This window comes from Kaistella haifensis DSM 19056, assembly GCF_000735695.2.
Lineage (GTDB): Bacteria > Bacteroidota > Bacteroidia > Flavobacteriales > Weeksellaceae > Kaistella > Kaistella haifensis.
Genome location: NZ_JASZ02000016.1, coordinates 1 through 26,465, shown reverse-complemented (window position 1 = coordinate 26,465; position 26,465 = coordinate 1). Strand labels below are relative to the sequence as shown.

The window sequence follows — 26,465 nt, the reverse complement described above, 5'->3', positions numbered from 1 at the left end:
TATAGTATTTAATTGCTATTTTTGTTGAAATTTATATAATCAATGGAATTCCTTTCAGTAATAGATTTACCCAATTTTGCAGATCCTCAAATCTGGATCAGTTTGCTTACACTTACCTTCCTCGAAATTGTTTTGGGAGTAGACAATATTATTTTTATTTCAATCATTTCCGACAAATTACCCAAAGAAAAACAGCGTTTTGCCAGAAATCTCGGTTTAGCATTTGCGATGATTTTCCGAATCGGACTTTTGTTGATGATCAACTGGATCATCGGTTTGAAAGAAGCTGTTATCACATTACCTTGGTTCAATGAACCTGGATCGGAATTGCCACTTTCTCTAAGTTGGAAAGATATCATTCTTCTTGCCGGAGGTATTTTCCTTATCGGAAAAAGTACTTTCGAAATTCACGGAAAAATGCAAGGGCACGATGATGCTCCAAAACCAAAATCCGGCGCGTCCACACTGATGGCGATGGTGGTTTTTCAAATTATCCTGATTGATATGGTGTTCTCTCTGGATTCTATTCTTACAGCTATTGGATTGGTTGATAGTGTTTTACTGATGATTATCGCGGTAATTATCTCTATCGGAATTATGATGGCTTTTGCGGGACCAATTTCTGCAATTATCAACAAATATCCGAGTTTGCAGATGTTGGCGCTTTCTTTCTTGGTCGTAATCGGTGTGATGTTGGTTGCGGAAGGAATTCACCAACATGTGAGCAAAAACATCATTTATTCTTGTCTTGCATTTAGTTTGGTGGTAGAAATGCTCAACATCAAATTCCGGAACAATCAGAAGAAGAAATACCTGAAACTAAACCCGGATTTAAACAAGGATTTAAGTCTAAAAGAAGAAAACGAGTAATAAAAAAAGAGTGAATTTATTCACTCTTTTTTTTGTTTACAATATCAAGGTTTCCCAAGCTTTTTCAATGTTGTTTTGCTGAAGCAATTGTTGAGCTTCTTGATGCAGAATTTCATTATCGGTAAAATTTCCTCCCGGCAATTTTTCAATGTTGGCAAGCATTCCCAAATCGTTTCCTGTGAAAATTTTGCTGTATTTGATTTCGTTCGGCAACAAATCAAAACCGATTCCTTTAGTTACTAACGGTTTCGGAACTTCAAATAAATTGCTTTCATTGTTTCTGGCGTACCAATTTCCACCTAATCTCGCCACCAAATCGAGTTTTATTTGGTCTAAATTGCCTTCATCATTCAAGTATTTTTCGTGAAGATGAATTTTAATGATTTCGCAAATTACTAAATTTCCGGCTCCTCCTTCTGTTCCTAAATGTTTTAGTTCTAATACTTTACATTCGAAATTTATAGGGCATTCTTCGATAAGTTTTGGTCGGATTAATTCTGCATCTTTCATTGTAAGACCCGATTTTACAAACTCATTTACGCTTTTTTCGTATTCGGTAGATGCAAGCGAAATTTGTTGTACAATTTGATGATTCACAATCCCAATCACGACTTCCGGAACTTCCAAAACGTTTTCTAAAGTATGTTTGGTGGTATTGTCTCGAACTCTTCGTGACGGAGAAAAAATCACCACCGGTGGATTAGAACTAAAAAGATTAAAAAAACTGAACGGGCTTAAATTCACATTTCCTTCTGCGTCAATAGTAGATGCAAGGGCAATTGGTCGTGGTGCAATTGCCGTCTGTAGAAGGGTTTGCAATTGACGATTGTTTAAATCCTTTGGTGAAATTGTTTTCATGATGAAAATGAATTGAAAGCATTATTTAGCAGGCAATATTTTCCCTGAAACTTCACCAAAACCTACTCGAACTCCGTCTTTCTCAGCAAAACCACGCATGATGATGGTATCGTTGTCTTCAATAAATTTTCTTTCCTGTCCATTGTTTAATTGGATTGGATTTTGCCCTCTCCACGTGAGTTCAAGCATGGAACCGAAAGAATTTGGATCCTCTCCGGAAATCGTTCCGGATGCATAAAGATCGCCCACTTCCACATTGCAACCATTTACCGTATGATGGGCCAATTGCTGCAACATATTCCAGTACATGAATTTGTAATTGCTTTTCGAAATGAGGTTTTCCGTACCATTTTCGGGTTGCAAATAAACCTCAAGATTGATGTCGTAATTCTGTTCTCCTGTAAATTTTAAATAATCCAAAACTTCAGGTTCTTGTTTTGGAGATGAAGTTCTGAATGGGTTTAAAGCTTCCATTGTCACAACCCAAGGTGAAATAGAACTTCCGAAATTTTTCCCTAAAAATGGTCCAAGCGGAACATATTCCCAACTTTGAATATCTCGCGCCGACCAATCGTTGAAAAGCACCATTCCGAAAATAGCATTTTCAGCTTCCGAAGTGGAAATACTTTCGCCCATTTCGGTATGTTTATTCACCACAAAAGCCATTTCCAGCTCGAAATCGAGTTGTTTTGATGGCCCGAAAATAGGTTTTTCGGAATCCGCAGGTTTTGTTTGACCTTTCGGACGAATAATTTCGGTTCCGGAAACCACGATAGATGAAGCGCGACCGTGATATCCTACCGGAAGATGTTTCCAGTTCGGAAGGAGCGCATTTGCTGGATCGCGGAACATTTTTCCTACATTGGTTGCGTGTTCGATACTGCTGTAGAAATCGGTATAATTCGGAATATGCAGTGGCATCATCATTTTCACTTGATCTAAACTGAAAAAACATTCTTCTAAAGTTCTTTCATCATTGGCCATTTTAGAATTTTCTGAGAGAAGTTCTTGGATTTTAAGTCTTACAGCATTGGTAACCGGTTTGCCAAGCTCGATGAATTCATTTAATGTATAAGCCTCAAAAACATTTTCATTAAGACCTTCGATTTCATCAAAAAAACCGTAGTCGTAAAGCGTTGCCAAATCGATCACGATATCGCCAATTCGCGTGCAACAAGCGATATATTCTTTATTGAAAGCCGCAACTCCGAACGGTATATTGTGGATCGAAAAATCTGAGTTTTGTTCGTAATTTACAAAAGACTTCATTTTTTTTTGGTATTTTTTAAAAAGAAGGTTCAACGGTAAAATGTGCTTTTATCTTGAACCTTTTTTATGTTTAAATTTATTTTTGATTGATGGCAGATTCCTCTATCCATCGTTCTTTGGTATCAATATCGACCAGGTAAAGGAATTGTTTTTGTTTCGTCATGAGTAAAGTTTTCGTCACTGGCAATGGAATTTTGATGCCTTCGAGTTTGTCGGCCCGCATCGAAATCAAATTGGATTTTGGACGAACGATATCGCCGGAAAAAACATTGGAAGACGATTCTCCGGTTTTTTTGTCATCAAACATCTCTACATAAGTCACCAAATTTCCTTTAATGATGATGAAACTTCGTTCGGTGTGATCCTCAAAATCCTTTATCAGAACAAATTTTCTGTTATCGATGTTTACGTCGGAAAGGTTTTGGTTGATTCCGCGTTTTTCTTCCAATCTTTGGATAATCGCATTGATCGTGCCATATTGAGCATTCAACCCAAGTGTGGAAATACAAAAAACGATGCTGAAAATTAATTTTTTCATGGATGATTTTAAATAATTTGAAGAAAACTACACGATCTAGATGTCTTTATTATAAGTTTCCGCGACGATCCTGTTCTTTTTCTAAAGCTTCAAATAACGCTTTGAAATTTCCTGCACCAAAACTTTGTGCGCCGTGTCTTTCGATAATTTCATAGAAAAGAGTAGGGCGATCTTCTACTGGTTTGGTGAAGATTTGTAGCAGATAACCTTCTTCATCACAGTCGATCAAAATTCCCAAATCTTCCAATTTTTTCAGGTCTTCGTCGATTTGTCCGACTCTTTGGGGAACCATTTCATAGTAAGCGTTTGGCGGTGCCGGAAGAAATTCTATTCCTCGTGCTTTCAATTCGGTTACGGTTTTGATGATGTCTTTGGTGGCAACCGCAATATGTTGTACGCCTTCACCTTCGTAGAAATCGAGGTATTCTTCAACTTGAGATTTCTTTTTACCTTCCGCAGGTTCATTGATCGGGAATTTCGCGTAACCATTTCCATTACTCATCACTTTCGACATTAGCGCAGAATATTCTGTATTGATTTGTTTGTCATCAAAACTTAAGATATTCACAAATCCCATTACTTTTTCGTACCATTCAACTGTAGGAATCATTCGATCCCATGCTACATTTCCTACGCAATGGTCCACATACAGTAACCCAACTTCCGATGGATTATAATCGCTTTCCCATTTTTGATAACCCGGCATAAAATCTCCGGAGTAATTTTTTCTTTCTACAAACATATGAACGGTTTCGCCGTAGGTGTAAATTCCAGACATTCGTACTTCACCGTGTTCATCGGTAATTGTAGTTGGTTCCATATAAGGTTTCCCGCCACGTTTGGTGGTTTCTTCGAAAGCGGCGTAAGCGTCATCAACCCAAAGTGCCAAAATTTTCACTCCATCGCCATGTTTTTTTTGATGCTCACAAATCGGGGAATCAGAGTTTAAACCAGAGGTTAAAACCAAACGAATTTTTCCCTGTTGAAGAACGTAAGAAGCGCGGTCTCGAACGCCCGTTTCCGGTCCTGCGTAAGCTACTGATTGAAATCCGAAAGCTGTTTTGTAGAAATGGGCTGCTTGTTTTGCATTTCCAACATAAAACTCGATATAATCAGTACCATTAATTGGTAAAAAATTTTCTGCCTGTGCTATTTTTTCTGCGAAAGTAAGTGTTGACATTTTATTCTTTTTTTAGATATGCCAATGTACAAAATTTTTAGGATAGCCGAAATTACATTTTCCAGGGATGCATTTTAATTATAATTACACGATACAAAAATTCCCGTAGAAAGAAAATGCCCCAAAATGTTATAAACTCTTTTGGGGCATTTTTTATTACTGATAAAATCTTTCAAAGGTTGCTTTTTCGAGCATTTCCCGGTCATCAGGATGAGAAATTTCGATAAGGGCTTTTGCTCTCTGTTTTAAATTTTTTCCGTAGAGATAGGCTGTCCCGAATTCAGTTACCACATAGTGAATATGGCCTCTTGTGGTTACCACGCCTGCTCCTGGTTTTAGGAACGGTACAATTCGTGGAACTCCTTTTTTCGTTCTTGATGAAATTGCGATAATAGGTTTTCCTCCTTCGGAAAGTGCTGCGCCACGCATGAAATCCATCTGGCCACCAATTCCGCTGAACTGATAGGTTCCGATAGAATCTGCGCAAACTTGTCCTGTAAGATCGATCTCAATTGCGGAATTAATGGCCACAACTTTTTTATTTTTCATAATATTGATCGGATAATTCACATGTTCCACATCCATGAAAGCAAATGAAGGATTGTCATCAATGTAATCATACAATTTCTTGGTTCCGAAGGCAAAACTGGTGATGGTTCTGTTCAGGTGAGTTCCTTTATATTTGTTATTTACGATGTCTTTTGCCACCAAATCTACAATGCCATCGCTGATCATTTCGGTATGAACTCCTAAATCTTTGTGATTGTGCAGGCATTTCAAGACCGCATCAGGAATGGTGCCGATTCCCATTTGCAGCGTGGATCTGTCATCGATTAGTTCTGCTACATTTTTACCGATTAGCAATTCTTCTTCGTCTACTTTTGCGCCATAATCTACGGTTAAAAGTTCCTCTTCATGCCAAACCATTTTATGTATTTTAGAAACATGAATCAACCCATCACCATGAGTTCTCGGCATTTTTGGATTTACCTGAGCAATAATTGTTTTCGTAGTATCTACAGCACTTCTAGCGACATCTACAGAGGTTCCCAAGGTACAATATCCGTGTTGATCCGGAGGCGAAACAGTAATCATTGCAACATCAATCGGTAAGTGTCCGTTTTTGAAGAGCAATGGAATTTCACTTAAAAAAACAGGAACGAAATCTCCGTGATCAGAATTTACGGCATCGCGAACCGGCGTGGAAACAAATAAGGAATTAACGAAAAAATGATCTTTATATTGAGGTTTTGCAATCTCTACATTTCCCTGTTGGGTAATCGATACAAATTCTATATTGGAAAGGCGTGGCGAGTGCTTTGCAAGTTCATTAATCAAAAAATTTGGGGTACATGCGCTGCCATGCGAAAAAATTCTATCTCCGCTTTTTATGAGAGATACGGCTTCTTCTGCGCTTACATATTGAATCATATTTTCAGTTGTTTGATTTCTCAAATTTACTAAATTCCGCTAAGAGCCGAAATGAGGAATCTCAGCTTTTGAAGAAATTATCGCTAATTTCTGTCATGTTTTAGGAAAAAAAATAATGATTATTCTTGGGAACGATCCCCTAAATAATTATCTGAATTTTCGAGCCACGAAGTCGCATACGAAGGATCTTCGACTTTCATTGCTTCTTCGGTAAGCTTCAAAGGGCGGAAAGGATCAACCATTACGGCGTACTCTTCGGTAAATTTTTTGCCAATGCTGCGTTCCATCGCTCCCGGATGCGGGCCATGTACAATTCCTCCCGGATGTAGGGTAAAATCCATCAAATCGATATGATTTCTGCTCATGAAATCGCCTTCAGTATAGAAAAGAACTTCGTCCGAATCAATATTTGAGTGGTTGTAAGGAGCCGGAATAGCAAGCGGATGATAATCGTACATTCTTGCCACAAACGAACAAACTACGAAGTTGTGCGCCTCAAATGTTTGATGAATAGGCGGTGGTAAATGAACTCGACCGGTAATAGGTTCGAAATTTTTGATATTAAATTTAAAAGGATAAAAATATCCGTCCCAACCAACCACATCGAAAGGGTGGCTTGCGTATACGAAATCCCAAATTTGGTTTTCCTTTTTTATTTTAATCGTGAATTCACCTTTTTCATCTTTGGGATCTACAAAGGTTGGCGCAATGATATCCCTTTCGCAAAACGGAGAATGTTCCAGAAGTTGCCCAAATTCGTTTCGATAGCGCTTTGGGGTGTAAATAGGCGAGTGCGCTTCAATGAAGAATAATACATTGTTTTCGGTTTCAAATTCGATTTGATAAATGGTACCACGAGGAATAATAAGATAATCGCCCACGGAAAATTCCAGATTTCCAAGAAAAGTTTTCAGCGTTCCTTTACCTTCGTGAATAAAGAGTAACTCGTCGCATTCCGCATTTTTGTAGAAATATTCGGTGGATTTTTTCGGTTTTGCCAATCCCATTTTCAGATCATTGTTCAGCAAAAGTGCTTTTCGGCTGTCGATAAAGTCGTTTTCTGCAGTGATATTCATTCCTTTAAGCATTCTGGGAGTCACATTTTTTTCAACTGCAATTTTCGGCGTCACATCTTTAGGTTCGCTGATCGATTTGATTTGCGTTGGACGATGGATATGATAGAGTAGGGATGAAATTCCGTGAAAACCTTCGGTACCAAACAATTGTTCGTAATAAAATTGGTCGTTTTCAGACTTGAAAATCGTATGTCTTTTCTGAGGTATTTTTCCGGAATGGTGGTATCTCATTTTTATTTACTTTTTAATTATCGTAAATTTAATGAAATTTTCCTGATCTTGAGGGAATGAATATATCTGGTTTAATTTCAGATATTTAATGGTTGAAAATCAAACGAAAAAGGAGTTGGATATTTATTCAAAAGTCATCATCGGCTCATAAAAATCTTCCTCCATCACGCCGAATTGCTGACAAAGAAGCTGAATTCCATTGATGTTTTTTAGGAGATCTTCCTCTTTTGAAATTAAAGGGATATTTCCCATATCCGTATGCAGGATAAAATTATCGTCGGATTTACCGATTTCGGTAGGTGAAAAAGGAAGTTTACGGAAATAATTTTCTGCCTTTTCTATAAGCACTTCTTTGTTTTCAGGATAAATCAAAACTCCGCCGGGAGTAATTTTTTCTAATACTGAAACTAAATCATCTGAGTTGATTTCTTCGGATATTAAAATGATATTTGGTTCAAAATCTTTCGCTTTTTCGGCATCATCCGTTTCTAAAATTACAAAATCATGATTTGAAAATCGATTTTCGCCATTCATTAGAAAAAAATCATATTCTTTTCCTGAAAAATCAAGTACGTGAAAAACCAATTTGGCAATAGAAAACTGAGATGTATAAAGTACTACACGAGTTTTGCTTGTAGAATATTGCAAGATTTCTGAAAAGGTCATGGTCTTTGATCGAAAAGTTATGAAGTAGCGTTAATTTTATTTTTGATGATTTCCTGAAAAACCGAAGTTATATTGTTCCAACGGTTTTTATCGCCTTCCATAATCATCGATGCATCGGATTTGCTTCCCGATTGCTTCCCGATTTTTACATTAATGCTTGTCGAAATATTGTCGTAAACTTTTTGATAATCTTCGCGAATCATTCGGAAATTGTTTTGCGAAAGTGCATTTTCAATTTTTTTGCGCTCCTCGGATGTAATTTTGAAATCTTTTTTGAATTTCTTGCCCTGTCCTTCGAAAGAATAATGCGCATTATTCCCTTTGATTAAAAGGTTTTCGTAGATCGGAGCAAAACCGCCGCTTCGGGAATAGCTGTAATCGAAATCAGAATATTTCTTCTGCGAATTACAGGCAGCTAAAATTACAAATATGAATAATGCAATAATTTTTTTCATTAAGAGAATTTTTAAGATTTTACAGTAGCTTTTTGAGCTTTCAAGGTTTCATCGTATTCATGTAGAACGTTGAAATCTTCGGTCTGTTCGATGGCGACCATTATTTTATTCAGAATGGTTTGTGCATCATCATTATCATAATCAATATCTAAAGGCTTCTTAAATTCCATCGTAGGTTTAACGCCGGTTACTTTAACTCGCAAACCTTTTTTATCGAAAGCTCTTCTAAAACCATTAATTTTAATAGGAATCACGATCGGTCTTTGGTTTTTTACCAGCTTAGCGGTTCCTTTTCTTCCCTGCGCGAAAGCCGAGGTTGTTCCTTGTGGGAAAGTGATTACCCATCCGTTATCTAGTGCTTTCATGATATTTTCAACCTCGGTTAAATCTACCATTCTATTCACATTTTGCCCTTCTGCGCGCCAAGTTCTTTTTACGGTAACAGCACCTGCAAGTTTGAAGATTTTGGTCATCAACCCTTTATTCATCGTTTCTTCGGCAGCTACGTAATAAAAATCTACTTTCGGATTCAGCAGGTAAATCGGATTTTTAATGGAATTAAGGTAACCATTGTTCACCGCGCAAAAAGCGTGATACATCGCCGCTACATCGGCAAAATACGTTTGGTGATTGGAGACGAAAAGAACATTGGAATCCGGAAGATTTACCAGATTTTCGGTTCCAGAAATTTTAAGTTTATTAAAACCATTAAATCTTCTGTAAGACACGATCCCCAGAATGAAAATGATGAGTCTTTTTAGGAAATACAGATTGCCAAATGCATCCGTGAAAATATTTTTCTTCGCCATTATCAGTTTATCATAATCTGCGAATTTACAAATTTTTCATTAATGTACTGAATTCGCTTAAAATCATTGAAGTTGCTCCCCAAATTATGTATCCATTGAAGTTAATTACCGGAACTTCAATCCCTCTGGAGCTTGGCAAAACCATCATTTCCGGCCTATCGGAAAGCGAGAGGATAGAGGAAACCGGAAACTCAATTAATTCGACAGCTTCGCTCTCTTGTAAAATAAATTCCGGATTTTTCTTCGTATAGGAAATAAATGGTCTTACATAAAAATTGCTTGGCGGAATGTAGATAGGCGACATTTCCCGAATAATCCGGATGTAATGTTCTGGAATTCCCATTTCTTCAGAAGTTTCGCGTTTTGCGGTTGATTCAAAATTAAGATCGTTTTCTTCTTTTTTTCCACCCGGAAGTGAAATTTGGCCACTATGACGGTCGCGCTGGTTCGTGCTTCTTACCATCAATGGGAAATGCCATTCGTTGTTTTTCAGGTAAAGAACAATATTTACCGCCGCAAATTTTGGGTTTTTGGTAAGGATTTCGTCATAAGAAAATACGGGGCGATATGGTGGCGAATAAATGGCGTGGGCATTTTCGCCTGAAAGTTCGGCGGTTTGTATTTTTTTTACTAAATCTCGTCCATATAATTCCATATCCCAAATATATGAAATTGAGGATGGAATTTGTTTTAAATAGATGTTAAAATTGAAATGTTTTCAAAGGATTTTTTATCAAAAAATCAAAAAAAAACTCCCGAAAATTTACGAGAGTTCTGAATTTTTATAAAAAAATGGGACTTTCTGAGTTTCAAATTTTTAATTCGAATAACTCATTAATTCTTCTTTTTTTGAGTTCACCAGCTTGTATTCCAAGTATTTAAAGGAATCTCTTGGGATGATGGTGACCCACTTTTTGTATCTTAAAAACCACTTCATTTGGGTGCTTATGAAACCTTTAGTAAGATAAGCTTCGACAAATGGGTGGACGTGTAGGAAGATTTTGCCTTTTTCCTTCTGGATGATGTTTCTTATCACTTCTTCCATGCGTTCCACAACCACAATCGGGGCTAGAATTTCGCCGTCGATATTTGGGTTTTCTTCTTTGGTTTCTATTTGGTTTTCGGGTCGCGTTCTTTGTCGCGTTATCTGGATGAGTCCGAATTTGCTTGGTGGTAAAATTTTATGGCGCGCTTTGTCGCGGCTCATTTCCGCTTTCAGATGTTCGTATAAATCTTTTCGGTGATCGGCGTTGATCATGTCGATAAAATCTACCACGATAATTCCGCCCATATCGCGAAGTCTCAGTTGGCGAGCAATTTCTGTGGCGGCCATTTTATTCACATTCAATGCGTGTTCTTTGCTCGCCGAAGTTCCTGATGAAATGTTATTTCCGGAGTTTACATCGATCACATGTAGTGCTTCGGTGTGTTCGATGACCAAATAGGCGCCTTTAGAACTTGGAATATTTACGTGCTTGCCGAAACTTTGTTTCAGTTGTTTTTCTACGTTGTAATATTCCATCAGCGGAATTGGTTTGTCGTAGAATTGCACGATATTTTTCCTTTCCGGAGCGATAACTTCCAGGTAAGCTTCCATATCGTTCACCATTTGCTCGTCATCACAAATAATAGAAACGAAATCTGCATTGAAATTGTCGCGAAGAATCGCAGAAGCTTTATCTTCTTCACTTAAAATTTTGCTTGGAACTTTGTTTTTTTGAAGATTTTTGAAGGTTGTTTCCCATTTCTGCACCAATTGATTCATGTCATTGTGCAGTTCGGCAACTTTTTTACCTTCGGCTACGGTTCTGATGATCACTCCGAAACCTTCTGGTTTAATGCTTTCAATTAAAGTACGTAAGCGTTCTCTTTCTTCAGCATTGCTTATTTTTTTGGAAATTGAAACGCTTTTGTCGAAAGGAATTAATACTAGAAATCTTCCGGTTAAAGAAATTTGGGTAGAAATTCTAGGGCCTTTTGTGGAAATCGGTTCTTTAGTGATTTGCAAAATTACGCTATCGTCTTTTGCGAGAACTTTGTCTATCGCTCCATTTTTGTTGATTTCCGGCTGAATTTCGAAGTTTTTCAGTGAAGAATTCTGCTGTTTTTTAGCGAGAGTATCTTTAAGGAATTTTTTATACGTGAGAAATTGCGGTCCCAAATCCTGATAGTGCAAGAAAGCATCTTTTTCGTAACCGATGTTTACAAAAGCTGCGTTGAGGTTGGGAGCCAGTTTTTTTACCTTACCAATAAATAAATCCCCAACTACGAAGTCGCTTTTGTCTTCCTGCTCGTGTAATTCGAACAGCCGACCGTCTTCGAGTAGGGCGATTTTGGAGTTCTCATCTTCATGTGAAATAATCAGTTCTTTCTTCATTGTTGAGTTAAGGAATTAAAAAATTTAGAGGGATAGTCAATAAAGATTTCTGGATTTTATGGCTATTGTTTAAAATTATTTAATTGTTTTTTATTGCTTAATGATGTTTTATCTGTTTAAAGGATATTTGAAAAAGATTGATTAATGGGAGATTTTCGTGAGAAAAATCTGCAATGATTTGAGAGTTTTCAAATTTTAGATAAAACAAAAATATAGTTGGTGAGGTTTTATGAATATAAAAACACCAACTATATTGTTATATTGTAAATCGCGAAGAGATTATTTTTTCTTGTGTCTGTTCGCTCTTCTTCTTTTCTTTCTTTTGTGAGTTGCAACCTTGTGTCTCTTTCTTTTCTTTCCGCTTGGCATAATTTATAAATTTTTAATTTGTAACTTATCGTTTTATTCAGTTTACTATTTAATTGCTACTTTGGTTTTCACCTTCTCAACGAATGTTTTTGATGGTTTGAAAGCCGGGATATTGTGAGCTGGGATTTCAATTGCTGTATTTTTAGAAATGTTTCTTCCCGTTTTTGCTGCTCTGGTTTTGATTACAAATGATCCGAATCCTCTTAAATAAACATTGTCGCCATTATACATTGAAGTTCTGATTTCCTGCATGAACGCCTCTACAACTTTCTGTGTCTCATTCTTTTCAGTTCCCAATTTATTTGAGATGGTGTTCACCAATTCTGCCTTTGTCATTTCCTTTATTTATTTATATTTTTGGTGTGCAAATATAAGAACATTTTTTGAAAACTAAAAAACAAAATGCTGATTTTCTTCACGTTGGTGAAAAACTATTGGCTTGGTACAGAACGCACGGAAGAGACTTGCCTTTTCGATCTACAAATGATCCCTACAAAATTTGGATCTGCGAAATTATTTTTCAGCAAACCAGAATCGAACAAGGTCTTAATCATTATCATAATTTCATTAACAGATTTCCAGATGTAGAAACCTTAGCAAATGCACATTCAGACGAGGTTTTGCTCTACTGGAAGGGACTTGGTTACTATTCTCGCGCAATAAATCTTCATAAAGCGGCACAACAAATTATCGAAGATTATCAAGGGATATTTCCTAAAAAGTATGATGATATTTTACAATTAAAAGGGATCGGAAAATATACAGCCGCAGCGATTTCCAGTATTTGTTTTGGTGCGAAAATTCCGGCGGTTGATGGTAACTTTTATCGGGTATTGTCAAGGGTTTTTGCAGATGATTTTGATGTGTCGAATTCCAAAGCGTTTCAATATTTCTCCGAATTGGCTTTGCTGATCATGCCTGAAAAGCATGCCGGTCCTTTCAATGAAGCGATGATGGATTTGGGTTCGGAAATTTGCAAACCTCGAAATCCGAAATGTGAAATTTGCCCTTTAAATAAAGATTGTTTGGCATTTAATTTAGGAAAAATTCAGGATTTTCCGGTGAAATCGAAGAAGGTGAAGCCGCAGGATTTGGAACTTACTTATTATTTTGTTGAGTTCGGCGATTCGTTTTTAATTAAACAAAGAAAAGAAGATTTTATCTGGAAAAAATTGTATGAATTTCCGATTGAAATTCCTGAATCTTTTTCGAAATATGTAGTATCGATGAAGACGGTTTTGCACAAACTCACCCATAAAAATTTGAAGATACATATATATAAGGTCAATTTACCAACGAAAAAATTATTGAATGATTTTGCTAAAGAATATGATTATACAATCGCCAATCTCGAAGATTCTCATCAAAAATCTTTCCCAAAACCTTTAGAAAATTATTTAAAAAATATTGATTAACAGAGGTTTAACTTATGTATTTGTATAAAATCTAAAAACAAAAGTTGCCTTAAAAACACAACTTTTTAATCTGACTTAGGAATCTCATAGAATTGAATGATTGATACCACAAAACCGGGATTCCTAAGTCTTTTTTTGTTTAAAATAACAATGAAAATTAACAAGAAATCACTCTTGGGAAATCTGCTTCACCATCTCAAATCTAATTTGTACTTTTGCGCAATGTTTAAAAAACTCATTTTCACTTTTTTAGGATTTGTTTTGGTTTCATGCAGTCCAGAAACGCAGCCGAAACCTTCCGGTGAACTACGTTTGGAATATCCGCAACCCAAATATCAGGCTTTTTCTTCGCCATGTAATTTTACTTTCGAATATTCGGATTTTGCCAAAATTGAAAATGCCAAAAATGCTTGTTGGTATTACATTTATTACCCAAAAATGAAAGCCAAAGTTTTCATCACTTATTTTCCGATAAAGAACGATTTTGCTCTTCATGTTAAAGAATCCGAGAAAATGGTGTACGAACATACGATCAAAGCCAGCTCGATTGATACCAAATCTTTCAGTTATCCGGAACGCAAAGTTTTCGGGAATTTCTATGAGCTGAAAGGTCCAACAGCATCGAATCTCCAGTTTTTTGTCACCGATTCCACAAGGCATTATGTGACCGCCAATTTATATTTTAATTCTCGGCCAAAACCGGATTCTTTGGCACCTGCGGTAGAATATATCAAAAAAGATATGCTGCATTTAATCGATACTTTTCAGTGGAAATAAGCAGTAGAAAGAATAACAAACCCATAATTTTTAATTAAAATAAAACTTTATAAATGAAACTTTTAGTCGTAGGATCAGTCGCTTTTGATGCCATTGAAACGCCATTCGGAAAAACAGATAAAATTTTAGGTGGAGCCGCAACTTACATTGGTATTGCAGCTTCAATTTTGAATGTGAAATCAGGAATTGTATCGGTTGTAGGAGGCGATTTTCATCAATCCGATTTAGATATGTTGAGCGGAAGAGGCGTAAATATCGAAGGTATTGAAGTTGTGAAAGACGGAAAAACTTTCTTCTGGAGCGGAAAATACCACAACGATTTGAATTCTAGAGATACTTTAGCAACTGAAGTGAATGTTTTAGAAAACTTCGATCCAAAAATTCCAGAATCTATGCAGGATTCCGAGATTTTGCTTTTAGGAAATCTTCATCCTGGAGTACAGCTTTCTGTTTTGGAAAAAATGAACAAACGTCCAAAATTAGTTATTCTCGACACCATGAATTTCTGGATGGATTCAGCTTGGGATGTGTTGATGCAAATGATCGCCAAAACCGATGTGATTACCATTAATGACGAAGAAGCGCGCCAACTTTCCGGAGAATATTCTTTGGTAAAAGCAGCAAAAAAAATCCATACAATGGGGCCGGAATTTGTCATCATTAAAAAAGGAGAACACGGCGCATTGCTCTTCCACGAAGGGAAAATTTTCGCAATTCCTGCGCTTCCTTTGGAAGAAGTTTTCGATCCAACCGGAGCAGGAGATACTTTTGCAGGTGGTTTCGCTTCTTATCTTGCCAAAAAAGAAGATTTCAGTTTCGAAACCATGAAATCTGCTTTGATCGTAGGTTCGGCGATGGCATCTTTCACCGTTGAAAAATTCGGAACCGAAAAATTACAGGAAGTTACCGAGGCTGAAATGATGAAGAGAATCCAGGATTTCAAAGATTTAACGACTTTTGAAGTAGAAGTATAAATTATTTCAAAAAAAATCGAAATTTTAAATAAATTAAATCTTCACCATAAGAAGACCGAAGTATGAAAAAAATAGTTGCTTTCATGATGTTGGCAGGTTTGGGAAACGCCCTTTCTGCGCAGTATATGATTATCGGGAAAGATAGTATTTCGCTTACCGATTTCAAGAAGGAGTACCAATATGGTTTGCAAAATGCAGGCATCACAAAAACCATCAAAGCAACAGAAGATTTTATTCTTTTGCAACAGTTTGCAGCCCAAAAACAGATTGATACAACGGCAGCTTTCCGCGAGAAAATGATGGATAAAGAAGGTGAATTGCGGTCGAAATTTTTCTATCCTAAAAATGTGGTAGATCCGGTTTTGAGCCAATATTTGAAAGACAGCCAGACCGAGAAATTGGTGCAAATTTTCATGGTGCAAAAAGCGGAAGGCGATAAAAATAATTATCAACAGATTTACGATGACGTGAAATCCGGGAAGATGACGATGGAAGATGCGATTTCGAAGTACACGAAAAGCGGTCCGAAAGGGATTTACATCAAACCGGGAAGTGTTGATAACAGTTTGTATTCTGAAATAAAGGTTTTGCCAAATAATTCACTTACCAAATTGCAAAATACTCCAAATTATATAGCTTTTGCTAAAGTTCAAAGCTCAAGACCAAGTTTGGGATATATGATTTTCGGAACTATTTCTTATCCGAAAAATGCCGAGTCCGAAGCGATGAAAACCAAAATTTACACCGATTTGAAATCCGGAAAAAGCTTCCAAGAAGTTGCTAAATTGTACGGAGCCAACGAGCATGAAAAAGAAAACGGTGGAGTAGTCATGGGTTCACCGACGCTTCCTGATGACGTGTATGAAGCTTTCAAAGGAAAAAAATCCGGGTATTATTTGCCGGAACCAATTCTTTTCGGGGAAAATTATTTTGTTTTTAATCTTTATAATGTTGAACCTTATATTTTGACGGATAAAAACAGAGAATTTTTCTTAAAAGACATGAACAGCGCATTGTATGGCGAAAATCTTCAGGAAAAAATGCTTGCTTTCGTAAAATCCGATCCATCTTATAAGGAATTTCCGGAATTTCAGACCGTCAAAAAATCTTACCAAGCATTCAACGCGGCGAAAGATAATACGGTTCTTTACCAGTATAAAAAGTATAAAACAACTGTAGGTGATTTAAAAAAATTAATTGCTGATAAAAAAAGTGAAGCAGAAAAATTAACTCCGGAATTGTGGGCAGAAGCTTTGAAAGGGGTTAATAATCAAGATGTGATGAGGTTTTACAGCGAAGATTTCACCAATCAAAAAGAGATTAAAAAAGAACTTACCGATTTCAGAAAAGGTTTGTTTTCAGATTATATTTTTTCAAAATATCTAAACGAAGAAATTGCAAAACATCCGGAATGGCTTACCGAATATTACAATAAAAACAAAGCAAAATACTTTTGGGGTAACAGAGCAGAAGGTAGAGTGGCCATCATTGCTGATGAAAAACTCAATAGCGAAATTCAAAAGGAAATCAAGAATCCTAAAAACTGGGAAAACTTGAAAGCTAAATATTATGGTAAACTCAATGATAAAAAGCAAATCCTCGTGCATTTCGAAAAAGGGGAAATGTCGGAAGATGCAGATGTTTTTACCAAATACAAAGTTCCTTTCAAAACCGGTGTTCATCAAACTAAAATGGAGGAAAGATCTTTGGTTATCGCAATCGACCAAATCCTTCCGCCTACCCAAATGACGCAGGAAGAAGCTAAAGAATTGCTAAAAGATGCAGTAACTGAAGCGAAGCTTTCCGAGATTATCGCTCAGCAAAAAGCCAACACCAATATTGTGATTCAGCCCGAGTTTATGAAAGATTTGGAAAAGAATTTTAAGAAATAATTATAATAAAAAATGCAGTTTATCTCGTTTAGAATGATAATTTTGCAAATCGTTAAAAAATGAATATGAACAAGAAAATAAAATTTGCGCTTCTTTTTACCATGATTTTTGCCTTTTTTGGGGTGAAATTAAATGCACAATTACAATCCGGAGCTTTGGTGGATGGTATTGCAGTGGTAGTAGGAAACGAAATTATTTTGGAATCGGATATCGAGGATCAAGCCAATTATGCTAAACAACAAGGTGCGCAAGTGTCCGATCGTTGCGAATTTGTAGAAAGCATCATCAGCAACAAATTGATGATTTATGAAGCCAAAAGAGATACTTTGATCGAAAACAGATCCGAAGCCATCAAAGAAGCTGCTAACCAAAAGTACGAGCAGATCCTAGGTCAGTTTCCCGACGAAAAAACCATGTTGGCAACTTATAAATTCCGTACAGGCTATGAGATGAAAAACGCCATCGAAAAAATTGATACCGATAATTATTACGGGCAAATGAAATATGGTAGAATTACCGAGAAAGCCGACGTAACTCCGAACGAAGTAACTGATTTTTTCAATACGTACAAATTTCAGCTGCCCGAAGTGAAAGACGAGGTGAGTTTGTCACAAATTACGATGTATCCGAAGCTTACAGATGCTCATAAAGACGAAATCATCGCTAAACTCAACAAAATAAAACAAGACATTCAAGCCGGCGAATCTTTCGAAAATCTGGCTAGAATTTACTCCGAAGATCCGGGTTCCGCAGCGAACGGTGGTCTGTACAAGAATATTTCTAAAGGGAAAATGGTGAAACCTTTCGAAGCTGCGGCGCTTAATCTGCAGGAAGGTGAAATTTCTGATCCAGTAGAATCTGAATTCGGTTATCACTTAATTCAATTAGTGAAAAAAAGCGGTAAGAACTACGATGCAAGACACATTTTATTGAAAGCTGAACCTAATGATGCAGAAATTGAAGCGGCAAAAAAAGAACTCGATAGTATAAGAACTTTAATTTTAAATGGCAGACTTACCTTTAAGGAAGCAGCTTATCGATTTTCTGATGACAAGAAAACGAAGTTCAATGCTGGTATTATAACTGCAGAAGATGGATCCGACAGAATTGAAAAACTGAATCTCCCTCCATCCATCTCTTATCAGATTGCTGGTTTAAATAAAGGGGATATTACTGATGTTTTCCAAGATACTTTGCAACAAGATAAAAAAGTAGTAAGTATCGTGAAAGTTGACGATATCATCGCAGCTCACCAACTGGACCTTGTGACCGATTACGACAGAATTAAGCAAATGGCGCTTAATAAAAAGAAAAACGAAATGGTTGAAAAATGGGTGAAAGAGAAATTACCAGATGTATTTATCTCCATCAACGATCGATATAAAGATTGTACTTTCAAAACCGATTGGCGCAAAGCTGAAGCCAAATAATTTTATAATCTCTGCAATTGCGGAGATTTTTTTTTGAAATATAAAGGTTCCAAGCTTCTCAGATTTTTTTTAAATTTACATCATGAGCAATTTTATCGATTTCGGAATCGCCGAAAAAATCTACATGGAAAAGCAAAACAGAATCACAGAATTATTTCAAATAAAATATCCCATCATCCAAGGTGGAATGATATGGCATTCCGGGTGGCGATTGGCATCTGCGGTCTCCAATAACGGTGGTTTGGGACTCATTGGTTCCGCAAGTATGTATCCCGATATTTTGCGCGAAAACATCAGGAAATGCAAAGCTGCAACCGACAAACCTTTTGGGGTAAATGTGGCATTGCTCTATCCAAATTTAGAAGAAATCATCAATATTATCTTGGAAGAAGACGTGAAAATCGTGTTCACTTCTGCCGGAAATCCTAAAGTTTATACAGAAACTTTACAAAAAGAAGGCATAAAAGTGGCGCACGTGGTTTCGTCAACAAAATTTGCAATGAAATGTGAAGAAGCGGGAGTTGATGCAATTGTAGCCGAAGGTTTCGAAGCCGGAGGTCACAACGGAAGAGATGAAACAACTACATTTTGCCTCATCCCGAATGTGAGAAAACACATCACAAAACCGCTGATTGCCGCCGGCGGAATTGCTTTGGGTTCTCAGATGAAAGCTGCGATGATTCTCGGTGCAGATGGCGTACAGATCGGTTCTCGCTTTGCAGCAACCGAAGAAGCGAGCTCTCATGCTGATTTTAAAAATAAAATTATTTCTTTAGGGGAAGGAGATACTCAACTTACCTTGAAAGAATTAGCACCCGTTCGATTGATTAAAAATAAATTTTTCTACGCATTGGAAGAACTTTATGAAAAGGGAAGAGATGCCGAAGCTTTAAAGAATACCCTCGGAAGAGCGCGCGCAAAACGCGGCATGTTCGAAGGCGATTTAGAAGATGGTGAACTGGAAATCGGCCAGGTTTCCGCATTAATTGATGAGATATTGCCGGTAGAAAAGGTGTTTGAAAATCTTTTGAAAGAATATCGAGAAGCAAAAGCCTTTGAACTTTAAAAATAAGAAAAATACCGCATCGTATAAGATGCGGTATTTTTATTTACTTGGCGTTTGCCATTGCTTTTTCCTGTTGTTTTTTGGCTTGTCGTTCTTCGTATTTTTTCATAAAATAACCGATTGCAATTGGCGCAACCCACATCAGGATTTTTCTTAAAAGTGCTGGATTCATAATAATATTTTTTTATGACTTAGCACTTTCAAGAATTACGCCAAACATTTTGCAGGTTAGTTCTTTTCAGCCAGTGCCTCGCCCTCGAAAGCAATTCCGTCCCAGCCATATTGCATAAAGTTGCGGATGTTTTGGTGGTCGTTGCCTTCAGGATTTTCCAGCACATCAGTTCTGTAGAAATCCCCGAACAGCGCCAGCGTTTCCTCTTCGTTAAGCCCCTTCAGCTTTGCAAAACTGAAAACCTTACACTAGCCGTTATTTTCCCCCGCTTCATTCACCGCAGTTCCGTTTCTGAATTTCGTCGGCACGAATACGTAATGTTCATCAATATAGGCGATCACCTCTTTAAAGTTGATGGTCGTAGGGGAGGTTTTGAGTTGGTTTAAGATCATGTTTAAATTTTTTTTCAAAAATAAAGTTTATTTGAGAAAGTAGCTTTGTTTCTAATGAAATTTTGCTCTGTGATTTGACTGCTAACGAATTGTAGTAAAGTTGGAATGTTTTAGATTGATTTTGCAGGTAATTTAAATACATACTTTCTTAATAATCTTAAATACATTAAGTTTGCATAATATAATTTTCAAAATGGAAACAATAAAATTTATTGACTTGTTTTGTGGGATTGGCGGTTTCAGAGTTGCAATGGATGAGGCTTGTACTGAAAACAACATTGTTCCCAAGTGTGTCTTCTCTTCTGACATAGATAAATATTGCCAAGATAGTTACGAAAATAATTTTGGACATAGGCCTGCAGGGGATATTACACAAGTTGACGTAAAATCAATTCCTGATCATGATATCCTATTTGCGGGTTTTCCTTGCCAACCTTTTAGTATCATCGGACAGATGAAAGGTTTTGATGATACTCGAGGAACATTGTTTTTTCATATTGCTAACATTTTGAAAGAAAAAATGCCCAAGGCATTTATTCTTGAAAATGTGAAACAATTGGTAGGACATAATGGAGGCCAAACGTTAAAGGTTATCCTTAAAACCTTAAGTGATCTTGGTTATCACGTTCAATATGCAGTATTAAATGCCCTTGATTACGGTCTCCCACAAAAAAGAGAAAGAGTTTTAATAGTAGGACATAGGGAACCAATTCTGTTTTCTTTTCCTTCACCTGTGCGTCCATTTAGACCTCTATCTGAAATATTAGAGAAAAAGGTTGACCAAAAGTATCATGCTTCTGAATATATAAGAGAAAAAAGAAAGAACAGCCATAAATCCGCATATAAACTATCCATTTGGCACGAAAACAAATCTGGAAATATTTGCAGCTATCCATATTCTTGTGCATTACGAGCGGGAGCTTCCTATAATTATTTACTTGTAAATGGCGAAAGAAGGTTAACTCCAAGAGAGATGTTTAGATTACAAGGTTTTCCGGACACATACCATATTATTAATAACGATACTCAGGCGAGAAAACAAGCAGGAAACGCAGTTCCTGTAAACCTGGTAAAAGCCACGATTTTAAAGTTATTGCCTTATGTTGCAACAACTTTGGATATGACAACTGTTTTGAGAGAATATCAAGTAGAATATGGCAAAAAATAAACCCAAGCTAAGAACGGTAGAGAAATCGTTACCACCATTTCCTTTAAATGAGTTTCCAAAAAATTTTCCATTTATCCTTGGAAAAGAACTAGTTTATCTACTAGCATCCAAAGGTAAGGCGATACTCGAAGGCTCCGAGTTCGAGGCAATTTTTGCAACTTGTATAGGTGCTGAATGGAAACCCTCCAATGTTGGCCTTGATGATATTATTCTTGGAAATACTGCTTGGGGAGCAAAAACTGTTAAAGCAACTAAACCTGTAACGCAGAAAAAGGTAAGATTAATTTCAGGCCGAAACTCCCCAGTGTATTCTTTCGGTGAAACGATTGATACACAGCATGATCCAAATGCAGTTGGACAATCCGTTTTAGAAATATGGAATGAAAGAGTTTCTGCTGTTAGAGAAAAATTTCAAAATTTACGAACAGTAGTTTTAGTAAAATCTAACGACCTGACTGAAGTTGTGGTATTTGAATTTGACACTATTCGATATGATCCGGAGCTTTTTGCTTGGGAATGGAACAAAAATGATAATCTTGTTGGGATTGAGAAATCTACAACAGAACACCGGTTTACATGGCAACCTCATGGATCCCAGTTTACCATAATTGAGGAAATTCCAGAAGATAGTTTACTAATAAAAATTAAAGAGCCCGAACCGCTAAATAAAGAAGATGTCTTAACGGCATTAGGTTTTGATAAATCTTGGATTAGTGTAACCAAACGTAATGGCTGAGATTTATAGAATCCCCCGCTCCCGCGCGATTCCATAGCGTAGCCCCCACTAAACCCAACCTCCGAAGTTCCCACTTCGGAGGTTTCTTTTTGCGCTGCCAAATCCTCCCGCAACCCCAAGAAATCCTCCCGCAACCCCAAAAAATTCTTCCGCAAGCGTTAGAAATCATTCCGCAAGTGCAGGAAATGAGTCCGCCACTGCAGGAAATGGTTCCGCAACTGTAAGAAATCATTCCGCAAGTGCAGGAAATGGTTCCGCAAGTGCAGGAAATGGTAAAACAACATTGCGGAATGATTTCTGTAATTGATAATTTGTTTATTTTACTATTTATTTGTTATATTTACAATTAAATACATAAAATAATGGAAAATCCTGAAAACACAAATCCGCAAAGCGGTAATTCTCCCAGAAACCAATATGTTTCCGCTGAACAGTTAATTGCGAAAATGAAAGTCGCTTTTACCAACGCCAAACAGCCCGAAATTTTAGCAGAACTTGCCACGGTAGGCATTACCGAAACCCAGCTGGATGCTCACCTGGCCGATATTACCAACCTGGAACAGCTTAGCCAGCAACAGATTCAGGAATACGGGGAGCAATTTGCCGCGACCGATCTGTTTAACGAAAAGAAAGCAGCGATCGATACCACCTTTGCCCGCCACCGCAATCTGGCAAAAATTATTTTTAAAGGCGACCGCCAGGCCAATACAACGCTGGGTATAGATGATGGTCGCAAACAGGCGTATGCGGCGTGGTATCAGCAGGTCAATAATTTCTATTCTCAGATTTTAGCGAATCCGGATTTCAAAACCAAAGCCGCCACAGTGAATATTGACGATACCGCAATTGCTGCGCAACAAGCCGCGCTGGAGGAAGTTTCGGCGTTGAAAGAATCTCAGAAAAAAGAATTCGGCGAGGCGCAGAGAGCAACCGATACGCGGGATGCCGCGCTGGATCTGCTTTATCCAAAATATACGCAGCTCGTGGGTTTTGCCAAGGTGCTTTTCCCCAATGATCAAACCCTGGAAAAACTTGGCATTATCGTGAAAAGGGAAAACGGTTTCTAATCATAGATTATATATCGATCGTATAAAACAAAAAAAACCACCGAATCATCGGTGGTTTCATTATTATTTATCTGTTAGATTAGAATCCTTCCGGCTTCACATCGTCAGTATTTTCACTTTCGTTCAGTGGCTTGAAGGTATCTTCGCCAGCTGGTCTTTCCTCAGTTCTTCCGCTGTGTTGTGGTCGGTCGTTACCGCCTCGGTTGTTTCCGCCCGGTCTTCTGTCGCCGCCGTCTCTGCGGTCATCTCTTCTGTCGTTTCTTGGGCCACGGTTCTCACCTTCACCTTCTTTACGCTCAGTTCTCGGAGGTCTTTCCAAAAGCACTTTTCTTGAAAGTTTCATCTTCTTACGGTCATCATAACCCATGAATTTCACTTCCACCATGTCGCCTTCGTTGTAAGGAACTTTGTCAAGTCTTGCCCATTCGATTTCGGAGATGTGAAGTAGACCTTCAGTACCTTTTGCAATCGCTACAAACGCACCGAAATCCATTACTTTCACCACTTTACCGTTGTAAACTTCACCAACTGTTGGTACGAAAGTAATTTCGTTGATCGCAGCGATGGTCGCATTGATATTCTCTCTGTTTACACCGGAAATTTCGATTCTTCCGATTTCACCGATTTCTTCAATCGCGATTACGGTTTCGAAATCTTTCTGCATTTGTTGAATAATTTTTCCGCCAGGTCCGATTACAGCACCGATAAATTCTTTTGGAATTTCCAATACTTCCATTTTCGGAGCGTGTGGTTTCACATCAACTCTTGGCTTATCAATTGTTTTCAGGATTTCTCCTAAAATATGAAGTCTTCCTTCTCTTGCTTGGTTTAGCGCGGTTTCCATGATGTCCATTGTTAAACCTTGGATTTTGATATCCATTTGGCAAGCGGTGATTCCGTCGGCAGTTCCGGTTACTTTGAAATCCATGTCACCCAAGTGATCTTCATCTCCTAAGATATCAGAAAGTACCGTGAATTTGCCTGATTTAGGATCGGTAATTAATCCCATTGCGATTCCGGAAACCGGTTTTGAAATTTGTACACCGGCATCCATTAATGCTAATGTTCCTGCGCAAACTGTTGCCATGGAAGAAGAACCGTTGGATTCCAAAATATCGGAAACAATACGGATGGTATATGGATTTTCTTTAGGAATCACATTTGCCAAGGCTCTTTGAGCAAGATTTCCGTGTCCAACCTCTCTTCTTGAAGTTCCTCTTAAAGGTCTTGCTTCACCAGTTGAAAATGGTGGGAAATTATAGTGTAAGAAGAATTTTTCATCATAATTAATCGCAACAGAATCTACCATGTTTGCATCTTTCACAGAACCTAAAGTTACCGCTGTTAAAGATTGAGTTTCCCCTCTGGTAAAGATTGCGGAACCGTGAGCTCCTGGTAAATAATCGATTTCAGACCAAATCGGACGGATTGTTTTCGGATCTCTACCATCTAATCTGATTCCTTCGTTGAGGATCATTTGGCGCATTGCCTCTTTTTCTACATCGTGGAAGTAAACTTTTGCGAAAGGTTTTACTGTTTCTAGTTCTTCCTCAGAGTATTGTGATAAAAATTCATCTAAAACTGCTTTGAAGTTTTCACCTCTTTCTTCTTTAGTAGAAGGTGTTTTAGCTACTGCATACACTTTGTCGTAAGTTTCTTTCCAAACTTTTTCGCGAATCTCTTCGTCGTGAGTTTCGTGGGAATATTCTCTTTTGGTAAGAGAAGACGCTACTTTTGCAGCAAATCTTTCTTGAGCTTCTATTTGAATTTTAATTTCTTCGTGAGCGTACTGAATTGCTTCGATCATTTCAGCTTCGGTGATTTCTTTCATTTCACCTTCCACCATTACGATAGAGTCTTTTGTAGCACCTACCATAATGTCTAAATCTGCTTTCGCTAAATTTTCAAGACTTGGGTTGATGGAAAATTTACCATCGATTCTTACAACTCTTACTTCAGACATTGGTCCGTTGAAAGGAATATCAGTGATAGCAATGGCTGCAGAAGCTGCAAGACCTGCTAAAGTTTCCGGCATTACTTCTTTGTCATAAGAAATTAGGGAGATCATCACCTGAACTTCCGCGTGGAAATCTTCAGGGAAAAGTGGACGTAGAACTCGGTCTACCAATCTCATCGTCAAAATTTCTTCGTCGGAAGGTCTTGCTTCTCTTCTAAAGAAATTTCCAGGAATTTTACCGCCGGCGTAGAATTTTTCGCGGTAATCTACTGTTAATGGAAGGAAATCTACACCAGGATTGGCTTCTTTGTTGGCTACTACTGTTGCGAGCAACATCGTTCCGCCACATTTTACTACTACCGAACCATCGGCTTGTTTTGCCAGTTTACCTGTTTCTAACGTGATTTCCCGGCCGTCTTTTAATTGAAATTTTTCAATAATTGCTTGTGGAGCATTCATAAATTGGTTTCGTCTTTGGCACTCCGTATTGAGTGCGGTTAAATATTTAATCGTTTTAAATTTTCGTGAGCAAATATACGGTTTTTCTGCGAATTTATTTTTTCAAATCTCAGTTGATGGTGATTTTTGATCTTATTTAATGGCGATTTAAGGTGGATTTTAATGCCTTTTTAGCCCCGATACTTTTTATTTGAATTCTAAAATGGCATATTTAATGTATTAAAACGAGCAAACATTAAAAATATAGAATTATGGAAATTTTATGGACACTCATTATTGGTGCAGTTGCAGGCTGGCTTGGTGCGCAGATTTTTAAAGGCGGAAGTCTTGGGTTAATCGGGAATATTATCGTCGGAATTATCGGTGGTGTAATTGGGTATTACCTTTTAGGGACCACTTTTGGTACAGCGGTAATCGGTCAGATTTTAACCGGAGCTGTTGGTTCTATTATTTTATTGGCTGTGATTAATCTTTTAACCGGAAGGAGGGTTTAATTTTATTAAATTAAGAGCCTGTTTAAAAATTAAATTAGAAAAATTCGTATGGCGTTTATTTTATAAAATAATCTTATAAAAAACTGATTGTCAGTTGTTTATGTTGTTTATTTTCCGTAACTTGTTGGTTACTAATCAATTAAATTACAGTGAAAAATTACTCGACAAACATTTCTGACAATCAGTGGCAATTTATAAAAAAGACTTTGAACCTCAATGACAGAAAGCGAAAATATGGTTTAAGAACCATTTGGAACGCCATAATGTATTTGGTGAAAACCGGTTGCCAATGGAGGATGTTACCCAATGATTTTCCGAAATGGGAATTGGTCTATTA

General features: G+C 37.4%; 27 protein-coding genes and 1 pseudogene. 13 read left to right on the top strand and 15 right to left on the bottom strand.

What is annotated here, in order from left to right; all coding sequences use genetic code 11:
* Window positions 1-42: 42 nt before the first annotated feature.
* Entirely contained in the window at window positions 43-870 is an 828-nt protein-coding gene (locus AP75_RS08350; protein ID WP_088264252.1) for a TerC family protein, read from the top strand.
* A gap of 36 nt (window positions 871-906) precedes the next feature.
* Here the strand turns inward: AP75_RS08350 and AP75_RS08345 are convergent, their stop codons facing one another.
* The 12 genes from AP75_RS08345 to AP75_RS08290 form a co-directional block, all read right to left on the bottom strand.
* Entirely contained in the window at window positions 907-1,728 is an 822-nt protein-coding gene (locus AP75_RS08345) for a flavin reductase family protein (protein WP_031503391.1), read from the bottom strand.
* 21 nt (window positions 1,729-1,749) lie between these two features.
* Window positions 1,750-2,997 (bottom strand): fumarylacetoacetase, encoded by a 1,248-nt coding sequence (gene fahA / locus AP75_RS08340; RefSeq protein ID WP_031503393.1) that lies wholly within the window; start codon window positions 2,995-2,997, stop codon window positions 1,750-1,752.
* A 76-nt stretch (window positions 2,998-3,073) separates the two neighbouring features.
* Window positions 3,074-3,535 (bottom strand): hypothetical protein, encoded by a 462-nt coding sequence (locus tag AP75_RS08335; protein ID WP_031503395.1) that lies wholly within the window; start codon window positions 3,533-3,535, stop codon window positions 3,074-3,076.
* Window positions 3,536-3,584: 49 nt separating this feature from the next.
* Window positions 3,585-4,715 (bottom strand): 4-hydroxyphenylpyruvate dioxygenase, encoded by a 1,131-nt coding sequence (gene hppD, locus AP75_RS08330; RefSeq protein WP_088264250.1) that lies wholly within the window; start codon window positions 4,713-4,715, stop codon window positions 3,585-3,587.
* Window positions 4,716-4,871: 156 nt separating this feature from the next.
* On the bottom strand, window positions 4,872-6,146 hold the full coding sequence (locus AP75_RS08325; RefSeq protein ID WP_088264248.1) for an acetyl-CoA hydrolase/transferase family protein: 1,275 nt from the start codon (window positions 6,144-6,146) through the stop codon (window positions 4,872-4,874).
* Between the two features lie 119 nt (window positions 6,147-6,265).
* Window positions 6,266-7,453: a homogentisate 1,2-dioxygenase gene (locus AP75_RS08320; protein WP_031504600.1), complete on the bottom strand. Its 1,188-nt coding sequence runs from the start codon at window positions 7,451-7,453 to the stop codon at window positions 6,266-6,268.
* Window positions 7,454-7,576: 123 nt separating this feature from the next.
* Window positions 7,577-8,119 carry a hypothetical protein gene (locus tag AP75_RS08315; protein WP_031504602.1) on the bottom strand — a complete coding sequence of 181 codons (543 nt, stop codon included), beginning with the start codon at window positions 8,117-8,119 and terminating at the stop codon, window positions 7,577-7,579.
* 17 nt (window positions 8,120-8,136) lie between these two features.
* Window positions 8,137-8,574: a hypothetical protein gene (locus AP75_RS08310; protein WP_031504605.1), complete on the bottom strand. Its 438-nt coding sequence runs from the start codon at window positions 8,572-8,574 to the stop codon at window positions 8,137-8,139.
* A gap of 11 nt (window positions 8,575-8,585) precedes the next feature.
* On the bottom strand, window positions 8,586-9,383 hold the full coding sequence (locus AP75_RS08305) for a lysophospholipid acyltransferase family protein (RefSeq protein WP_088264246.1): 798 nt from the start codon (window positions 9,381-9,383) through the stop codon (window positions 8,586-8,588).
* Window positions 9,384-9,408: 25 nt separating this feature from the next.
* Window positions 9,409-10,038: an NUDIX hydrolase gene (locus AP75_RS08300; RefSeq protein ID WP_031501673.1), complete on the bottom strand. Its 630-nt coding sequence runs from the start codon at window positions 10,036-10,038 to the stop codon at window positions 9,409-9,411.
* A gap of 162 nt (window positions 10,039-10,200) precedes the next feature.
* Window positions 10,201-11,760, bottom strand: a complete 1,560-nt coding sequence (locus AP75_RS08295) for an Rne/Rng family ribonuclease (protein ID WP_088264244.1) — start codon at window positions 11,758-11,760, stop codon at window positions 10,201-10,203.
* Window positions 11,761-12,174: 414 nt separating this feature from the next.
* Window positions 12,175-12,465 (bottom strand): HU family DNA-binding protein, encoded by a 291-nt coding sequence (locus AP75_RS08290; protein ID WP_088264242.1) that lies wholly within the window; start codon window positions 12,463-12,465, stop codon window positions 12,175-12,177.
* Between the two features lie 47 nt (window positions 12,466-12,512).
* Here AP75_RS08290 and mutY point away from each other — a divergent pair, with 47 nt between their 5' ends.
* The 6 genes from mutY (at window position 12,513) to AP75_RS08260 (ending at window position 19,683) form a co-directional block, all read left to right on the top strand.
* Window positions 12,513-13,544, top strand: a complete 1,032-nt coding sequence (gene mutY, locus AP75_RS08285; protein ID WP_088264240.1) for an A/G-specific adenine glycosylase — start codon at window positions 12,513-12,515, stop codon at window positions 13,542-13,544.
* A gap of 222 nt (window positions 13,545-13,766) precedes the next feature.
* Window positions 13,767-14,321, top strand: a complete 555-nt coding sequence (gene gldD, locus AP75_RS08280; RefSeq protein WP_088264276.1) for a gliding motility lipoprotein GldD — start codon at window positions 13,767-13,769, stop codon at window positions 14,319-14,321.
* A 53-nt stretch (window positions 14,322-14,374) separates the two neighbouring features.
* On the top strand, window positions 14,375-15,295 hold the full coding sequence (locus tag AP75_RS08275; RefSeq protein ID WP_031502386.1) for a PfkB family carbohydrate kinase: 921 nt from the start codon (window positions 14,375-14,377) through the stop codon (window positions 15,293-15,295).
* A 62-nt stretch (window positions 15,296-15,357) separates the two neighbouring features.
* Window positions 15,358-17,187: a peptidylprolyl isomerase gene (locus AP75_RS08270; protein ID WP_088264238.1), complete on the top strand. Its 1,830-nt coding sequence runs from the start codon at window positions 15,358-15,360 to the stop codon at window positions 17,185-17,187.
* Window positions 17,188-17,252: 65 nt separating this feature from the next.
* Window positions 17,253-18,617, top strand: coding sequence for a peptidylprolyl isomerase (locus AP75_RS08265; protein WP_031502392.1), 1,365 nt, complete (start codon window positions 17,253-17,255; stop codon window positions 18,615-18,617).
* 82 nt (window positions 18,618-18,699) lie between these two features.
* Window positions 18,700-19,683, top strand: a complete 984-nt coding sequence (locus AP75_RS08260) for an NAD(P)H-dependent flavin oxidoreductase (RefSeq protein ID WP_242589793.1) — start codon at window positions 18,700-18,702, stop codon at window positions 19,681-19,683.
* Window positions 19,684-19,726: 43 nt separating this feature from the next.
* Here the strand turns inward: AP75_RS08260 and AP75_RS14775 are convergent, their stop codons facing one another.
* Both AP75_RS14775 and AP75_RS08255 read right to left on the bottom strand, forming a co-directional pair.
* On the bottom strand, window positions 19,727-19,855 hold the full coding sequence (locus tag AP75_RS14775) for a hypothetical protein (protein WP_262488057.1): 129 nt from the start codon (window positions 19,853-19,855) through the stop codon (window positions 19,727-19,729).
* A 56-nt stretch (window positions 19,856-19,911) separates the two neighbouring features.
* Window positions 19,912-20,247 (bottom strand): annotated as a pseudogene (locus AP75_RS08255) (HopJ type III effector protein).
* Between the two features lie 193 nt (window positions 20,248-20,440).
* Here AP75_RS08255 and AP75_RS08250 point away from each other — a divergent pair.
* The 4 genes from AP75_RS08250 (at window position 20,441) to AP75_RS08240 (ending at window position 23,218) form a co-directional block, all read left to right on the top strand.
* The gene (locus tag AP75_RS08250; RefSeq protein WP_088264236.1) at window positions 20,441-21,415 is read left to right on the top strand and encodes a DNA cytosine methyltransferase; all 975 of its coding nucleotides are present in this window, start codon (window positions 20,441-20,443) and stop codon (window positions 21,413-21,415) included.
* On the top strand, window positions 21,402-22,151 hold the full coding sequence (locus AP75_RS08245) for a hypothetical protein (protein ID WP_031502396.1): 750 nt from the start codon (window positions 21,402-21,404) through the stop codon (window positions 22,149-22,151). The genes AP75_RS08250 and AP75_RS08245 overlap by 14 nt, the downstream gene beginning before the upstream one ends.
* A gap of 89 nt (window positions 22,152-22,240) precedes the next feature.
* Window positions 22,241-22,375: a hypothetical protein gene (locus AP75_RS14770; RefSeq protein WP_262488056.1), complete on the top strand. Its 135-nt coding sequence runs from the start codon at window positions 22,241-22,243 to the stop codon at window positions 22,373-22,375.
* 138 nt (window positions 22,376-22,513) lie between these two features.
* Window positions 22,514-23,218 carry a hypothetical protein gene (locus AP75_RS08240; RefSeq protein ID WP_088264234.1) on the top strand — a complete coding sequence of 235 codons (705 nt, stop codon included), beginning with the start codon at window positions 22,514-22,516 and terminating at the stop codon, window positions 23,216-23,218.
* A 79-nt stretch (window positions 23,219-23,297) separates the two neighbouring features.
* Here the strand turns inward: AP75_RS08240 and AP75_RS08235 are convergent, their stop codons facing one another.
* Complete coding sequence (locus AP75_RS08235) at window positions 23,298-25,634, bottom strand: polyribonucleotide nucleotidyltransferase (protein WP_088264232.1); 2,337 nt, start codon at window positions 25,632-25,634, stop codon at window positions 23,298-23,300.
* A gap of 251 nt (window positions 25,635-25,885) precedes the next feature.
* Between AP75_RS08235 and AP75_RS08230 the strand changes: the two genes are divergently transcribed.
* Both AP75_RS08230 and AP75_RS08225 read left to right on the top strand, forming a co-directional pair.
* A complete protein-coding gene (locus tag AP75_RS08230) occupies window positions 25,886-26,128 on the top strand; it encodes a GlsB/YeaQ/YmgE family stress response membrane protein (RefSeq protein WP_031501857.1) in 243 nt (80 codons plus the stop codon).
* A gap of 149 nt (window positions 26,129-26,277) precedes the next feature.
* Window positions 26,278-26,465: transposase (locus AP75_RS08225; protein WP_143755819.1), on the top strand; the 188-nt coding region annotated here is incomplete at its 3' end.

What these genes read in the sequence shown, in the direction of transcription:
- AP75_RS08350 (WP_088264252.1), top strand. Translation starts at nt 43, where the DNA reads ATGGAATTCCTTTCAGTAATAGATTTACCCAATTTTGCAGATCCTCAA.
- AP75_RS08345 (WP_031503391.1), bottom strand. Translation starts at nt 1,728, where the DNA reads ATGAAAACAATTTCACCAAAGGATTTAAACAATCGTCAATTGCAAACC.
- fahA (WP_031503393.1), bottom strand. Translation starts at nt 2,997, where the DNA reads ATGAAGTCTTTTGTAAATTACGAACAAAACTCAGATTTTTCGATCCAC.
- AP75_RS08335 (WP_031503395.1), bottom strand. Translation starts at nt 3,535, where the DNA reads ATGAAAAAATTAATTTTCAGCATCGTTTTTTGTATTTCCACACTTGGG.
- hppD (WP_088264250.1), bottom strand. Translation starts at nt 4,715, where the DNA reads ATGTCAACACTTACTTTCGCAGAAAAAATAGCACAGGCAGAAAATTTT.
- AP75_RS08325 (WP_088264248.1), bottom strand. Translation starts at nt 6,146, where the DNA reads ATGATTCAATATGTAAGCGCAGAAGAAGCCGTATCTCTCATAAAAAGC.
- AP75_RS08320 (WP_031504600.1), bottom strand. Translation starts at nt 7,453, where the DNA reads ATGAGATACCACCATTCCGGAAAAATACCTCAGAAAAGACATACGATT.
- AP75_RS08315 (WP_031504602.1), bottom strand. Translation starts at nt 8,119, where the DNA reads ATGACCTTTTCAGAAATCTTGCAATATTCTACAAGCAAAACTCGTGTA.
- AP75_RS08310 (WP_031504605.1), bottom strand. Translation starts at nt 8,574, where the DNA reads ATGAAAAAAATTATTGCATTATTCATATTTGTAATTTTAGCTGCCTGT.
- AP75_RS08305 (WP_088264246.1), bottom strand. Translation starts at nt 9,383, where the DNA reads ATGGCGAAGAAAAATATTTTCACGGATGCATTTGGCAATCTGTATTTC.
- AP75_RS08300 (WP_031501673.1), bottom strand. Translation starts at nt 10,038, where the DNA reads ATGGAATTATATGGACGAGATTTAGTAAAAAAAATACAAACCGCCGAA.
- AP75_RS08295 (WP_088264244.1), bottom strand. Translation starts at nt 11,760, where the DNA reads ATGAAGAAAGAACTGATTATTTCACATGAAGATGAGAACTCCAAAATC.
- AP75_RS08290 (WP_088264242.1), bottom strand. Translation starts at nt 12,465, where the DNA reads ATGACAAAGGCAGAATTGGTGAACACCATCTCAAATAAATTGGGAACT.
- gldD (WP_088264276.1), top strand. Translation starts at nt 13,767, where the DNA reads ATGTTTAAAAAACTCATTTTCACTTTTTTAGGATTTGTTTTGGTTTCA.
- AP75_RS08275 (WP_031502386.1), top strand. Translation starts at nt 14,375, where the DNA reads ATGAAACTTTTAGTCGTAGGATCAGTCGCTTTTGATGCCATTGAAACG.
- AP75_RS08270 (WP_088264238.1), top strand. Translation starts at nt 15,358, where the DNA reads ATGAAAAAAATAGTTGCTTTCATGATGTTGGCAGGTTTGGGAAACGCC.
- AP75_RS08265 (WP_031502392.1), top strand. Translation starts at nt 17,253, where the DNA reads ATGAACAAGAAAATAAAATTTGCGCTTCTTTTTACCATGATTTTTGCC.
- AP75_RS08260 (WP_242589793.1), top strand. Translation starts at nt 18,700, where the DNA reads ATGAGCAATTTTATCGATTTCGGAATCGCCGAAAAAATCTACATGGAA.
- AP75_RS14775 (WP_262488057.1), bottom strand. Translation starts at nt 19,855, where the DNA reads ATGAATCCAGCACTTTTAAGAAAAATCCTGATGTGGGTTGCGCCAATT.
- AP75_RS08250 (WP_088264236.1), top strand. Translation starts at nt 20,441, where the DNA reads ATGGAAACAATAAAATTTATTGACTTGTTTTGTGGGATTGGCGGTTTC.
- AP75_RS08245 (WP_031502396.1), top strand. Translation starts at nt 21,402, where the DNA reads ATGGCAAAAAATAAACCCAAGCTAAGAACGGTAGAGAAATCGTTACCA.
- AP75_RS08240 (WP_088264234.1), top strand. Translation starts at nt 22,514, where the DNA reads ATGGAAAATCCTGAAAACACAAATCCGCAAAGCGGTAATTCTCCCAGA.
- AP75_RS08235 (WP_088264232.1), bottom strand. Translation starts at nt 25,634, where the DNA reads ATGAATGCTCCACAAGCAATTATTGAAAAATTTCAATTAAAAGACGGC.
- AP75_RS08230 (WP_031501857.1), top strand. Translation starts at nt 25,886, where the DNA reads ATGGAAATTTTATGGACACTCATTATTGGTGCAGTTGCAGGCTGGCTT.